We start from the raw sequence: 15523 nt of genomic DNA on the forward strand, positions 1-15523 counted from the left end.
CTTCAGAGCGTATGCTGCATGACCGCTTACGCATTCTAATACCCACAAAAATAAGTCAGTGCTCAGATACTTGCACAAGTATGATCACGTAATGATTTAGATTGATATGTTCATGCACCTTCCATTTCATCATTCCTGCCAATAACAGGTACAAAAAAACCCGCCGGAGCGGGTTTTATATGGTTAATGAAACGCTTATTTTAAGCTGGCACACATCACCATCGATGGCACAGTTTGAGCAATAACGGCCGATTTCGCTTTGCCTTTCTCATCAAGTGTGTAATGGAATTTAGCAATGTGCAGTTTCTTGCTCTTAGTCTGCTCTGAAGCACTGACATAAGCCTGATCATTGGTGCCATAAGGCCAGCCAAAGACAGGTGATGACTCAACGAGCTCTGCCGTATCTGTACCAAACATCGCGACACGGAAACTCGATAGCGTGGTGTTTTTGCTATTCACATCGGGGTTTCCCTTGCCAGCAAATGTATTTGCCTCATAACCACTGCCAAAATAGTTCCCCGGTACACCCCATGTCGCACCTAATGCCTGACATAACGCCACTGACTCAACAACTGGGCTACTCTTATCACTAGTCACTAATTGCCATTCAATGCCATTAGAAATATACGTACCTGAGCCGTTTTTGCCCGTCAATGTCGAATATTCATAAGCGGTCAATGGACGATGATACTCAACAGTCGCATCACTGCCATTAAAAGTAATCGTACGTACAGGTTCAATCGCACGTACGGTACTGCTAATGTCAAGACCGCCGTTAACACCTTGCTCTGTTGCTGCATTTACACAGTAAATATCGCTACCGTCTGGCTTGGCACAAAACTCGATTTGTTTACCGACAAAATGACGGGCATCTGTTGCAGGAGCGGTACCAGCAAGCGCATACCAATCATTATCTGTCGTGATATTGCTGCTATTTGTACCGATTGTATAAGATTCACCGGTCGCGACATCGTTACGCGTTTCACCGTCAACAGAAACGCCAGCAACCGTTGTGTCTACGCGCCAGCTCATCTGTGCATTGGTTAAACCTGCAAACGCACCAAAGCGCTCAGTCGTCAATGTTTGATTATATTCCAGTTTGCCTGACAGTTTTACGCCGCTGACGATAACTGGCTCAGAACAGCTGAAATCAACGGCGGGTTTACCCGTTTCAGTCACCGGCTGGATACAGAATGTCACGCCGTCCGTCTGATGTAATTCAGCGGATGTCAGCGAGTAATCGGTACAATCAGCCTCATAGACAGAACAAGCTTTTAGCGGTTTATCATTATTACCCATTCGCCACTCAACCAAAGACTCACCTTCTCCGACCATTGGGCTGTCTGTTTGGGCGTAGGTGTAATTACCGGTAATAATTTTTCCTGGCGTCGCGATACCTTGCGCTGAAATAGAGACTTTATCTGCTGTCGGTGGCGTTGCTGAGTTTTCAACAATCACGTCAGAGTCAACACAGCTCTGAACACCCTCTTTCGGTAAGCCTGTTGCAGATCGAGGTGTTACACAGAATGAAAGAGTCTGGCCAATGTCGTCAGGCACTGGTGTATAACTATGACGCGAGGTTTCACCGCTCACCGTCTCAGTGTGCACAACCGTCGCACCACGTAACCACTCTATTGTCGTCCCACTCTGTTGATCCCCATCTTTATCTGTATAGGTATAGCGACCAACAAGCGATGCACCAACAATTGAATGACCACCTAATGTGATATCAGCTGCAACAGGCGCTGAACCCACTTTCGCAGCAATTGGGCCAATGGCATCTGAACAAGCCGCTCTGCCATGCTGTAATTCAGCCGTAACTGGTGTTACACAAGATTGAATAAAATTACCTTCGGTCTCGGCAGCCTTAAGCGTTAATACGGGCTCATTTTCATTCTCTAAGACAGTGCCCAGCGGAGCGGTTGTATAACCCGCTGTTTTTGATGCACGCCATGAATAAAGCACCTTGGTTTCATCAACCTCGACCCCCGCAGTATAGGTTGAATTTGCTTTTAGCTGATCACCTACTTCAACGGCTACACCTAGCATGGGCTCGCCCGTGACAGGATCAATCACCGAAATTTGTTCAACCTCTGGCGGCGTCATTAACGGCTCCTGCACTGAAGCAAGATCACCACACGCTTCACGACCAATCACTTGCTTGCCGTCTTCCAGCGCAACCGGAATCATACAGAACTGAATTTTCTGTTGTTGATCTAATGCATCAAAACTTGGAATGAACTTTCGGTTATTACCCAGCTCTTGACCCTGGTCGTTACGCCACAGGTAAACAGAACCGCCATCAGGGCGCTGCTGAGGATTTGGGTCATAATACGTGCCCACACCGTCAACAGGCATACCAGCATAAAGAGGAGGGGTCTCCATACCTGAAACGATAGGAAGATTTTTAATATTAGTGTCTAGCTGGTTATTGTCTTCGGCCCCACAACCGGCCAATAAGGCGGTAATAGCCAGAGCCAAGGTAGAGTGTTTTACATTCATAACTTTCTCTTTCTGTTGGGAAGTGAATAGTCCATTCGCGCCGGTTCCTATTATTGGCGAGGAGGGCTAACTTTTCGTTCCTTGCTATAATAAACTTTCGATACTCTTCAATATCTTTCAATTAACTATATTACGAAAACGTCAGTTGATTAACCTTTCACTTTTGCTTTTGTGATCGCAAAAGCGAAAGAAAAGAAAAGAAAATTGAAACGAAAGACAAATAAAAAAAAAGCGCCCTTTTGGGCGCTTCAAAACAGCAGTAATTACGCTTTATTCAGCACAGCCTGAATTGGCAAACCGTCTTTACATTTGAAGGTCACGACCGTTTTCGTACCTTTTTGTTTAACCGCAATGAGATCATTAGGGCTTTGCATCGTCCATGCGCCATTAAGAGTGACAGACACCGGCACCTCTCGGCTTAAAGTATCTTTCTCCATATTCAGATCCGGGTTAGCCACACTTAACGTCAGCTTACCAGCCTCTTCTTTGGCCATAACCACTGACGATGTACTTATCGCGCGCACCCACTTATCAGAAGTACGTACAAACTTATAAGCCGTGTATCCGGTCACACCGCTCTGCTTGTCATGAACAATATGTGCGGTGCTGTCTTTGCGAATAATCTCATACGGTTTATCCGCCTCTGTCTTCATTGACGAGGCCAGCTGCGTCATTTTTTCTGGTGTCGCATCTAACAGGATGATGTACTCATATTCAGCATTTGACGGTGCATTACCATGGCTGATCCATGCCGATACCATGTTGCCAAATGTCGGCTCTTTGGTGATATTGTGACGAGACTCCTGATGCTGGCGTCTTACCTCAATCTTTCCACCCTTCACCACATAATATCCGTTCCCCATTCCATCGATAACCCAGTCGCCAGGGACCAATTCCGCTTCAAACGGGAACGCATCAATACGTTCACCATTGATCATCAACTGTTGGGTTTTATCCGTCAGACCATACTGGAACAACGTCGTTTCGGTTGGATATTCATCCCGGCTATTGGAGATATTGCTTCCCACCAACACCAAGCGATTATCAAAACTGAATACGGATTTCTTAGCCACAAACGATGGGTCAATAAACTCAGGCCAACGACTCGGATTCTCCAGCGTAAAACCAAAGGCACCATAACGCCCATCCAGATTTGTTGAACCATTGAACCGAACATTATTGGTTAACATCGTGGTGTGTTTACGAGGAGCATCCAACCATTTCCAAGGCAGGTGAATGGTGGTTGCGCCTGGCATCCTATTCCAATCCCAGCCGTTTTGATCAAAACCGTAGTCTTTCTCATCACCCCACTTCTGGATCTGGACACTGCCGTGACTCTGGTAGCGTCCATAGCGGTTGGCATTGTTGTATATCTCTGATGACCAGACATAGCGGTTCCACCCTTTCATGGTGACCATCTTGTCATCGTAACGATGGATTCCCATCGCGGCATAGTTATAGCTATACGCGCCTTGCGGATGCGCTTCCGGCTCAACAACCTGACCAAGCTCTTTGGCAAACCCTTCAGGCTTTTCACCACTGATCCGTAAATACGCTTTTGCTAACTCCTGATCGGGTCCATTGTCATTAGTGCCCGCCAATGTTAGCCAGCGATAACCCATTGCAATTTTATCGATTGAAATACCAAAGAATGGTCGGCGACCATTGGTACCGACCCCGGGGTTAGGATTACTGTAAATGCGAGCCGCTAACATAACTTCTTTCAAGTACTGTCTGGCTGGCTCAGATAACTCATAAGGTGTACCACGCAGTAAATAAGCTACATGCGCGGCAGAATTAAAAGCGGCAAACGAATAACCAGGGTAGTTACCTTTATGACGGAAAGCCGTGCCGTCAGGACGGAAACCATCGGCATAACCGACAGGGGTCTGCGACATGTTACCGGAAATAAATTGACCAAATTTGTGCATCAATGCCACACGTTCTTGATCATTCTCTTCCAGCAGCAACATGATCATATGTGCACGGGCTAACGTATTGTAATAGTCCATATCCGAGCTCATTGGCCCGACTCGCATGTCAAAACCGCGTTCTTTGAACTCACGTGAATACCACAGCAAGGATTCATGAATAGGCTTCAACAGGCCAGCTTCTCGCAGCGGCTCTTCCATTAGCAGCATTGAAGCATACCAACTCCGAGACCCGTAGCCCCAGTGGTGAGTCGCGACCAGCGAACTGCCATGCTGATATCCCTGATCCAATAAGTGCTCAGACATCAGAAGATACTTATCACGTAGCTCATTACGTACCGTCTCATTGTCGGACACGTGCCACACTCTGGCTATTTTTTCCATTAACTCTACGTACTTACGCAAATCCACATAAGCATTGACGCGTTGCTTATCGGCCTTAGCAAGGTGTGCTTTTTGGTAAATACTTAGCTGCCCTTTGGTGACGATGTGGACACCATTAATGACACCGTCTTTTTTGCTCAGTTTGTATGAGCGATATTCTTTGCGGATATCTTTCAATACCTTCTTACTGGCCTTAATATCGCCAACATGGTATTCAATCAACTCTTGCTTAATCTTCGCTAGAGACGCCAGCTCTTCAGGGGTCACTTCAGGTAGTTGTTCAGGTAAGCCGTAGTCAATTTCTGGTACGGTAATATTCGCCTTCACCAGATCATCTGACCATTGATAGCGAATATCATCGATACTCACCATGACTCGGTCAATATATAACTCACCACCTTCCGTCATCCCTTTAGGTGTAATGGTCAGTCCCTGCATTTTAGCAGCAGGCATACCCTGCATATCACGATGGAAAGCCAGACCCGCGGAACGCCACCCGGTGAAATCCAGCTTCATCGTAAACCGGCTATTAACGCCAGATCCAAATTGGAACTCTAACTCTCCATCACTTGGCTTTTCATTGTAGACCCAGGTTGAGAACACGGTTGACGACTGTCGACCAAAGGTCTCAAACGCTTGTTTCGGGGTATAATAACGAAACTCAGTATCCAGCTTCAGTGGCGCATCAGGCTGCCATTGCCATACCAGTGACTGACTACCATTCATCGCACGCTTGTCACTCAGCGCGATCGAGCCAGCCGCAGGTGTTGATACAAATTTCGGTAATGTCTCGCCTTCAAACGAAATGATTTGCGCCTGTAGCGGATTCTCTTTCACGACCTCAACAGCAGCCGTTTCTTTTGCATTTTTATCTTGAGTAACATCTTTTGCAGCCAGTACATTACCTGACAATACCAATGAAATCGCTGCTGCCAGCAAGGTGGTATTACACTTTACATTCATGCCATATTCCTTATTCATCACACGCCACATTTGGGCCTGCTATGGCGAGAAGCTCGCTTCTCGCCACCTCGATTCCTATTTATGAGTCAGTAAAACTTGAAGTGTGTCTGCATTGACCGTCGAGAAACTCACCACCGTCATGCCATTCTTCGTTGATGAAAGCTTGACACCTTTTGGCAATGCAGAATGGGCTTGCCATTCACCACGTAGGGTCAGCTGATTAGCAACGGGCTGTGACAGGTTATCCTTCCACTTACGCGAATAAATACTGACTTCTTTCTGCACACCATTACTGTCGTACTGGCTTGCATCACGCCCCTGATAAAGGTTCAGATCCGGGTTAACCAATGAAAGCAGTAGCCCTTCAGGCTGCTCTGCAGCCATGATCATGGCAGGCTCTGCAACGTCGGCAATCACTCCTTCATCGAAGGTTGCTTTAGGTGCAAACACCGCATAGCTCGTAGTCGCGCTTTGACGATCCTGAACCACGTGTGCGGTATTATCTTGCTGCACAACGGTATACGGTGCTGCCGTTTGCTCCGCCAATTGGCGAGTAAAGGCCGTTACCTGGTCCGCATTAGGTGCAACCAGAACCGCATATTCATAGTGACCATTTTTAGGCCCTTGACCATGGTCAATCACCGCCGTCGCAAATGCGCCAGAAGTGGCTGAACTGTTTTTCTGATGTACCGATTGCTGCTCTTGTTGTGAGGTTTTGACATGGTTAGATGCTGGTACAAAATACGTATTACCGTCAGGATCAGCCAACTGAACATAGCCACCAGCCCCTGCCTTCACCGTTACCGCTGATCCGCTAAATGGCTGCCCATTCACGGTCATTGTGTCACTATCAGTGCGAATTGCATGTTGGAATAATGTTGTTTGGGTCGGGTAATCACTCACCTCAGTTTGGATCCCAGAGCCTAAAGCAACGATACGGTTATCAAAGAAAAAGACCGACTTATTGGCCTTGAAGCTAGCATCATACTTAGGGTGCCCTTGCAAAATCATGGCATACATACCGTTGTCACCATTGCCCACACCACCAGCATAGGTTTGCTCCGACATCAGCATTTCTTCCAGCCCGCTGAACGTATCAACATTGCGCAACTGCGCATTGAGGGCGGCATAAGGCACTTGAACCGCCGTCGTTCCCGGCCAACGATTCCAGTTCCAGCCATCATGACTGAAGGCGCGTGATTCTCCGTCGGCCCCCATCACTTCCAACTGGCCATAATTGATATAACGACCATAACGGTTGGCATTGGCATAACTTTCATGACTCACCAAATAACGGCTAAAGCCGCGCACGGCTGCGACCCAGTTATCCCGGCGCTGAATGTTCATACTGGCCAAATTCATGACCCAATTACCTTGTGGCGCAACTCCCGCTTCAATGCCAGCTTGTTTCAGCTGACGACTGAAGGCATCGTTTTTATCGACCATGCGTAAATAGGCTGATGCCATATCACGGTCAATCGCCTCACTGCCATCAGGAGAGCCGGCCATCGCCATATGTTGGAACGGTGTCAGTTCAATCGACTGAACGCCATCAGGGTGACGACCTGTCACCGACATCAATGTCAGTTGGTCATTACTGTAGACTTCGGTCATCGCGGTCGCATGCTTAACCGTTTGGTGAGCTTGCGGCGTTACAGCAAAAGGAGTGCGACTTAACGCTTCAATAACTGGCGTCAGCCCTTTTAGCGCACCTTTGGCATAAGCCGGGTAATGCTGGGCATGGTGGAATACCGAACCGTCCGCTTTAAACCCGCCCCCTAGACCATCAGAGTGAGTGATAGACTGAGACAACCAGAAACTAAACTGGGCTAACCACGCTTGCTGCCGCTGGGCTTCAGGCTGCATTAATACGCTATACAGCATGCCGCGCAGCTGAGTATTCATGATATCAACGTTGAAGTTTGTCATCTCTTCGACTGGGCGGTACATCCGCCCTGTACCAGAGAACCAAGCCATCATATTACTGACATCATCAGCCAAGTCGTTGGCATTAAGCAGATCACGACTCAGATAATGCGCTTGGAACAACGCCCTCAAGGTATATCCCATATGGTGCGCTGTACCCAAACCACTGCCTGCCGTATACCCTTGCGCTAATGCATAACGCGTCAGGTTAAGGTACATGGTCTCAAGATCACGCTGCTGCTGTGATGTCAAATTGGCTCGCATGGCAACTGCCAGTTCCAGCATAAAATCGCCATAATTACGTAGCATCTTCACATCAAAAACAGTGTTGAACCCCTCATCATTGAGCAGTCCTTTATTCACACCTTTATCTAGGAAGGTCTTTAGGCGGTTACCGTTATCCAGAGGCAAACCCGTAACAACCCCATCCTGCTGGCTGAGTTGATAACTGTCATACTGAGCATTGAATGCCTGTAGTTTGTCGGCAGTGACGCGCTTTTTACTCACGCCATCAAGAATAAAGCTATCCAGCTTTTTACCAATATTGGTGATGTCTTGGGATGACGGTAGCGCTTGATCCGCTGTTACACCCATCTGTGGCTGTAAAAATTGATGATAACGATACAGGGCCAGCCAGTGACGGTTAGGCGCAACATCAGCCGCCAGATTGATATAAGGGACAACAGCATCACGGGTTGGCCAGCGAGGGTCAACAGGAATACTGGTCATTAGCTGATCCAAATAGATCGCGCCCGAATCCAAGCCCTCTCCAGGACGAATAACAAGCTGATCCATCTGCTCGTCGGCCTGCCCTTCCATATCAGAGAATGGAATCAATAACTGGCGCCAACCGGAGAAATCCATGTTGATATCAAACCAGACTTTTTCCTGCCCCTTGACCAAAAAAGCAAAGTGCATCGTGCCAGCTTGTGCGTGCTGGTTGTAAATCCATGTTGAGAACGTGCTTTGAGACTGGTCAACATTGTTAGCAACAAATGTTTTGTAACCAATATCTTGTGTGAAAGTTAATGTGCTTTCTGGCTGAAATGCCCAAGCGAGGCTCTGTTTGCCATCTTTACTAAAGCGTGACTCAATCGTGATCTCACTCTCTGATGATGCAGTAATGGTGTCTGGCATCCCATGCTCGAAAAAGTACATTGCCCCGCCAGGCTGACGATAGGAAGACTGATCGAATATATCGGCAGCCTGCGCATACGCAGGACCATGCAGAGCCGCACCAACGGCCAACGCTAATACCATTAACGATTTATTTTTCATGCTAAATTCCACAACCGTTGATTAAAATGAGTAAGTACCACGACCATAAAATGTGGTCGTTTCCTGTGAATCACTCCACAGGTACTGGGCACCTAGATGCCAAGAAAAGCTGGTATTGGTTTCCCATGCAAAATCAAGATGGGATTGGTAGTAGAAATCATCCGCTTCGCTGGCCTGAAGGGTAAAACTGCTACCGCCACTGGCAAGGCTAGCCGTCGTCATCAATGCATTATCGAGTACATCTTGCTGGGCTTTCAGTTTTAACTGAGTGGAAAACACCCCAACATTGGTGGTGAACCGATGCGCTAACTCAAGACCAATCCCGAGATCTAATGTCTCATGCTCTTGCCGGTCATAAGCCAATGAAGCAGGCGATCCCGCCGCTAGCGTTTCTTTGCCGCTCTTATCATATTCACGGACATAATTTTCACTGTAGCCTTCGACCTTCACCAAGGTGTAATCCGCAAAGATAGAAGGTAAGAAAGTAAAGCTGCCTAAGTACACAGGAAACTGTGCATCCAGTAATAACCCAGCATTCTGACTATTAAACCGAGCTGTAGCCTCATTTTTATCGGCCATCTCTACCATGCTGCCAATCACACGCTTGGAGGTATTACTGTTCCAGCCCACCACACCTTGTGCTGAGAAATAAATATCTCGCCATTCGTAGGTGCCATATAGCGACGCTTGATAGGATTCAATATCAAGATGGTAATTGTATAAACGGCTGTCACTGTTCAACGATTGTTGACTAAAAGCGACACCCAGCATTGATGATTCCGACAGAACCCTGTCATAACCAACAGCAAAACCCGCGGAGTCAGCATCATAGCCGTCAAAGCGGTTGGATCCATCACTGTTAACATACGATGTCGAATCTGTACCTAAGTAACTGACCCAGAGAGATGTTCTGGCTGAATCACCAAGAATAAAATCTGATGCACGCTTACGTACCGTATTGGTGAAAACGTTCTGTGCGGTTATTACGTTATAAACACTGGCTCCACTTCTGTCCGGTGTTATTTCCCCCGCAAGCCTTGCTGCCGCTTCGCTTGACGTTACCGATGCAAAAAGATCCAGCAATTCTTGATCACCATTAGCCATTGCCTGATCTTCTAGCAACTTAAGTACATAGACTTCCGTGGAATCAGCGCCTCCTGCAGCAGCTAGCTCAGCAATACTTGATGTGAGTGTTGCCGCATTAGCCACACTGTAGCTGCACATCAGTCCGATTCCGGTGAATGCAAGTCCAGCAACACGTTGTTGCATCCTTCTATCGCGATCTACAGCCATTACTTATCCCTCTCAGATGACAGTTTACGAATACAGAAATGATCATTTCTTCGCTTCCTTGTTACGAAGCATCCAAACTTATGAAAGCCTTCATTATACTTACGAAAATCTTCATTTAAGTGATCGTGGTTTTAATTTGCTTATTTTTATTTTCTTTTGGTTTCGTGATGATCTGCACGAAAGAAAATGAAAGGATAAATATAATAGAACAACAATCTGCTCTTACCATGAGCAGACGGCCAATGGCCGACCTGAGGGTAACTGATTAACAACAATGGAGGTCCCGACACCAATGTCTGTCGCAAAGGGAATAAATCAACGACGTGCTAAACCGATGAAAACCAGCTTACTTGCCACTCTTGTAAGTCTGTCTTTTATCCCAATGTCATCCGTTGCGGATACTGGCGATTTACTAAATACATTCGTGAGTAATGGTACGACCTCTGTTGTCTTGCTTAATCACGGTAAAACAACGGAAAAATACTTTCGTGATCCTACGAATGATGTTGACGGCATGGAGCGCCAGTATGAATGGGGGCAATCTGTCGGGTTGTTCTTACGCTCGGGCAAAGTTCCGATGTTTGATAATGCCGTAAAATTCAGTGCCAATATTGGCTACAGTTACATGTTCAAACTCGCGGCATCCTACCCGGGAGATGTGCATAACTGGAATTACGGCGAAAAGATCTTTATCAGTGAAGACTGTTACTGGTCAGGCGGGGAACCCGGCAAAGGGCAGTACAAGTGTAATGAGGCCAGTGGTTATGGCAAATTACCCATGGCAAATGTGCAGCTAAATTGGGGAACAAATCGATCTCAGAGTGGATTAGCCATTATCGGTGATGGTTTCTTCAATTCCGGTATGATCACCTCTGCGACTGATGATGATGCGCTGCTCTCCAGCTATCGCGGGATCATGGCACAGCAAAGTTACAATGGTTACATTTTTGATGGCGCTTACGTTATCGGCTTTATGGGCGGTAATGAGGACTCCATGGGGGATTTGAGCGGTGGGTCTAACTACTACAACCCTAATCCACTGACTTATGACTCACTGTATACTTTCCGAGTACGCAAGAAATTCGATGAACCGGGTGGTTATCAGATCGCCTACGGTGAAGCTAAAGACTATTTACGCCGCTTCCATACTAGTGCCTATTACACATTGGGGCTAACACCTCAGACTAACCTTTTCATGCAGGCGCAGTATTACTATAACCACAAAGCTGGCGATTTATGGGATGAAGATGTTGCCAAAGGACAAGCATCCTATGACAAATATGCATCGGCACTGTCGTATGAATTCCGCCTAAATTATGATGCATGGCAACTACTGTATGGCTTCAGCAAAATTAATGCTCCTCGTGCAGGTAGCACTGGTGCCTTCAGCTATGGATTTGGTAACGCCAAAGGTTATTTGAAGCTACCAACAGGGGGTAACTATCATGGCTTCCGTCGTGATGGCGAAGAAGCAATGGTGGTTGGCGCCAAGTATGATTTCCGTCATCTTGGCTTACAGGACATGAGCTTCGCCTATGGCTACCACTGGGGTAAAGCCCCTGTTAAAAGCAAATACACCGGTAACATCGAGTATGGTCGTGAAGAAGAGCACGCGCTCACCTTCGGCTATGCACCACGGACAGGAAAATTACGTGGGCTTACCATTAGTTTGAAACAAGCATTCTACCGTCCAGATGAGACGCTTGGCCAATTACAGCCAGGTGACATCAGCGAAAAAGCCGATAAAACAGCCACTAAGCTGATTGCCAGCTACATGTTCCGGCTTTAAGCCTCAACAATACACTCGGATAACTCAAGCCCCCATTTGGGGGCTTTTTGTTTGTCTACATAGATCACATAATTAAATAATGTCATGAGTCTGTATAAGTACCGAACAAAAACTCTCACCCTTTTCTGTTTCAACATATCGTTAAAAGTTATAATTTAAAAAATTTACACATTTTAAGTTATAACCAACATCTAAAAAACATGAAATTGACCGCAAAAAAAATGTTTAAATTTGCTGTAAACATTTTTATTTCAAGATATTTGCTAACAATTCACCATATATACATATTCATCTGAGATATTTTGCTGTACAAATAATCCATAGATTACCTTTCCTTATTTATAAGTTACATTTTAAATATATTGATAATGGTGTGTAATGATGACATATGATGATATACCTACTATTCACGCATGGAATTCAATCATTTTAGAAACATCATTTAGACTAATTAATTTCGAACCAAGACAGGCACTCCTTGGTGATCTTTGCTATGTATATGCTAACAATAACAAACGAAAAAAAATAAGTGTCGACTCATTTTATCACTGGATGATTCCAGCCATAAAACAAGAACAAATTAAACTTCTTAAGAGCGAATTCGATAGATACCCTTCTGGATATTTAATATGGGCGTGGGTAAATAACAACACGCTTGATGATTACCTTACGAACCCATACTTTGTCCCCTATCCATCTCAGTGGAACGAAGGTGGTAATCTTATTATTTTTGACATTTGTCTACCACACCCGGAAAAAAAATTCATAAAACCACTTATTAAATTAAAACGAGAGTTAAAAAAAGCAGGCGTAAAAAGCATTTACTACAGAGAACCAGGAACTTCAGACTTAATATATAATTGGTAGAAATCAAATGATAAATAACATTTTAATCACTTTCCCTTTACCGGATCGAGATAATACATTGCTTTATAAAGACTGCCTGCCAATATACAGTTTTGTAGAATACGATACGTATAAAGTAAAAAATGCTGAAATTGCGTGGCTCAATCATGCTTATCTTAATGACCTCAGCATCGATCTTGAAAGTGCAGAAAAAATTATTTTGGATAACTTTGCCTATGTGAGCCGCAGCTATGCTCCTGATGAAGCACTTGATTTAAATGACCATAAAATATTTCTGGCTGATCGTTACGGCAATACCGGAGATGCAGGCAATGGTGGAAGTGCGCGATGTGGGATAAATGGTAAGTTGCAAATTAAAGGTAATGGCGTCAATCCATTAGTTGCAATCAATGTTGACGAAGGGCATTCCTCGGGAAAATTACCACTAAACGAAGCATTGAGCGAAGCACTTTGGAGTGAAATTTGCCACAACGAACTCCCATATGGTGCCTTACGTATCATTGCCGTTATCAGAACACCACAGACAATTGTTGGTGCTAATACATTTGGCGATACGGTTGAACAACCTTGCTCTATCATGATCAGAGAGCTTGCAACACGACCTGCACATTACGAGCCAGCTCTCAATTTTTGGCCAAAACAAGAATACGCACGGCTTCGCGACATCACCCACAAATATGTGGAAGAATCAATAAAGATGTTAGAACAAAACGAACTGCGTGAGTCTGGTAGCCACAGCCCTATTTTTGATCTATCTAAGCGATTCGTCATTCGCTTTGCATCACAAGTTGCTGCCAGTCGAGTGAAAGGGATGCCACATGGCTCATTGACCAGTTCAAATATCGCACTTGATGGACGCTTCTTGGACCTCGGTACCATTTCTGGCATTGGTGACTTTTCAAATGTCTTACTTACATCAGGTTTAGGCGCTACATGGGATGACCATTATGGAATAACAGATTGGCTAACCAATTTATTCTATCATTTCAATCGACATAGTCTTTCTGGTCTTAATGCGAAGCAACAACAGACACTTATCGCTACTTTCCTCACAACATTAGAAGAAGAAGAAAACAAATTTACTGCGATTGAATGTGGTATTCCTGTATCAACCAAAAATTTTATTGATATTGGAAAACAACTAAAAGAAATATTAAGAAAAGGAAAAACACACGTATCAAGACTGTCAGAGTGTGACTTTAATAGAGATAAATTTTTATCAGATGTAAAAAATGCATTATCACAAGTTGGCTATCCTGACAGCATACCTATTTTTAAATACAGAGACATAAAATATTCACGATTTACTATATTCTCTGACAAAAGATTAACTGGTAATTGTGGCTCAAAAAATGAAATAAACGAACTATTCTCAACTTATCTAGCATAATTATCATCTTCAGGTTGGTATAATGGAAACTTTATCTATAATAATATCAGCACCACTTATTATTGAACTATTCTGTGTGGCCGTTCTCATGGCTATCTTTATTATAAAATGGAAACCTGAAAAAATCAGTGACGATCAGCCGCTTGTGACCGTATTTGTACCGTTTTATAACGAAGATGAAAAATTACTAATAACAGCACTTGAAAAAATTGATGAGCAAGAATATCCGACAGAAATTCAAGTCATAATTATAAATGATGGTTCAACCAATAATACACCAATGTATGTTGACAATTGGATCAAACAACAAAGAAACCACAATTATATTCTAGTGACAAAACCAGATAATACCGGTAGAAAAGGGGCTGCATTAGATTTTGCACTCGATTTACACATAGCAACTGGCGAAATTTATATCGTTGTTGATAGTGATACCTTCATTCATCCGAACGGTATACTCCTACTAGCAAATAAGATTTGGAGTCATCCCGAGTATGCTGCGGTCTGTGGCTATGTTGTTCCCAAAAATCGTGATAGCAATTTGCTTTGTAAATCACAATTTTATGAACATATCGGCGTGCACGGTGCACTCAGAACATCTCAAGATCAACTTGGTATTGTCCCCGTCCTTGCTGGTGCATTTGTTGCTCATCGCGCGAGTGCTGTAAAAGCTATCGGAGGCTGGAGCGAATGGTTAGTCGAAGACATAGCGTGGTGCTGGAAAGCACTGGCTAATCGCTACCGAACGGGCTATACCTCGCAAGCAATTGCGACCACCCAATGTCCAGAAAATAACAATGCACTTTTTCGTCAGCGGCGGCGCTGGTCTCGCGGACGTGTAGAGGCATTCTGGGAAACATGGAAGGTTTCACCAATGATGGGGTTAATCTCCATGCCATGGTTTATTATTTCAGCGACTGAATTTTTGTTTCCACCTATTTTCATTGCAATGCCACTGTTTGCATTCTTAGGTCTATGGCTCCCTTTATGCGTAATGGCTAGTGCGCTGATCATTGAAACTGTCTTTATTTTTATCTTTATTAGCAAAACAGGTAATTCGCACAAACTAAGCCGAATGGAAATGGCGATGCTGCCACTTTTTACCCACCTACTGCGCTTTATTACCTGGATTCCCAATATATTGGGTTATATCGATGAAATTACGGGACGAGATAAAAAATGGCTGACTCGCTAGCCACA

Annotated in this window: 8 protein-coding genes; 4 read left to right on the forward strand and 4 right to left on the reverse strand. The window is 44.8% G+C overall.

What is annotated here, in order from left to right; genetic code table 11:
* Nucleotides 1–195 precede the first annotated feature (195 nt).
* From L4D12_RS08870 to L4D12_RS08885, 4 genes are all read right to left on the reverse strand, one after another.
* Nucleotides 196–2502 carry a hypothetical protein gene (locus L4D12_RS08870; RefSeq protein WP_428447471.1) on the reverse strand — a complete coding sequence of 769 codons (2307 nt, stop codon included), beginning with the start codon at nt 2500–2502 and terminating at the stop codon, nt 196–198.
* A gap of 263 nt (nt 2503–2765) precedes the next feature.
* A complete protein-coding gene (locus L4D12_RS08875) occupies nt 2766–5780 on the reverse strand; it encodes a chondroitinase family polysaccharide lyase (protein ID WP_428447472.1) in 3015 nt (1004 codons plus the stop codon).
* A gap of 75 nt (nt 5781–5855) precedes the next feature.
* The gene (locus L4D12_RS08880; RefSeq protein ID WP_428447473.1) at nt 5856–8984 is read right to left on the reverse strand and encodes a chondroitinase family polysaccharide lyase; all 3129 of its coding nucleotides are present in this window, start codon (nt 8982–8984) and stop codon (nt 5856–5858) included.
* Nucleotides 8985–9005: 21 nt separating this feature from the next.
* Nucleotides 9006–10277, reverse strand: a complete 1272-nt coding sequence (locus L4D12_RS08885; protein ID WP_428447474.1) for an autotransporter outer membrane beta-barrel domain-containing protein — start codon at nt 10275–10277, stop codon at nt 9006–9008.
* Between the two features lie 292 nt (nt 10278–10569).
* On the opposite strand from L4D12_RS08885, the gene L4D12_RS08890 reads away from it, so the two are divergent.
* The 4 genes from L4D12_RS08890 to L4D12_RS08905 all read left to right on the forward strand — a co-directional run bounded on the left by L4D12_RS08890 (nt 10570) and on the right by L4D12_RS08905 (nt 15518).
* Nucleotides 10570–12066: an OprD family outer membrane porin gene (locus L4D12_RS08890; protein ID WP_428447475.1), complete on the forward strand. Its 1497-nt coding sequence runs from the start codon at nt 10570–10572 to the stop codon at nt 12064–12066.
* A 378-nt stretch (nt 12067–12444) separates the two neighbouring features.
* Nucleotides 12445–12933: a toxin-activating lysine-acyltransferase gene (locus L4D12_RS08895; protein WP_428447476.1), complete on the forward strand. Its 489-nt coding sequence runs from the start codon at nt 12445–12447 to the stop codon at nt 12931–12933.
* Between the two features lie 7 nt (nt 12934–12940).
* Nucleotides 12941–14323: a protein adenylyltransferase SelO family protein gene (locus L4D12_RS08900; protein ID WP_428447477.1), complete on the forward strand. Its 1383-nt coding sequence runs from the start codon at nt 12941–12943 to the stop codon at nt 14321–14323.
* Between the two features lie 22 nt (nt 14324–14345).
* A complete protein-coding gene (locus tag L4D12_RS08905) occupies nt 14346–15518 on the forward strand; it encodes a glycosyltransferase family 2 protein (protein WP_428447478.1) in 1173 nt (390 codons plus the stop codon).
* Nucleotides 15519–15523 lie beyond the last annotated feature (5 nt).

It is taken from the genome of Photobacterium nomapromontoriensis (genome assembly GCF_050336815.1).
GTDB lineage: Bacteria > Pseudomonadota > Gammaproteobacteria > Enterobacterales > Vibrionaceae > Photobacterium > Photobacterium nomapromontoriensis.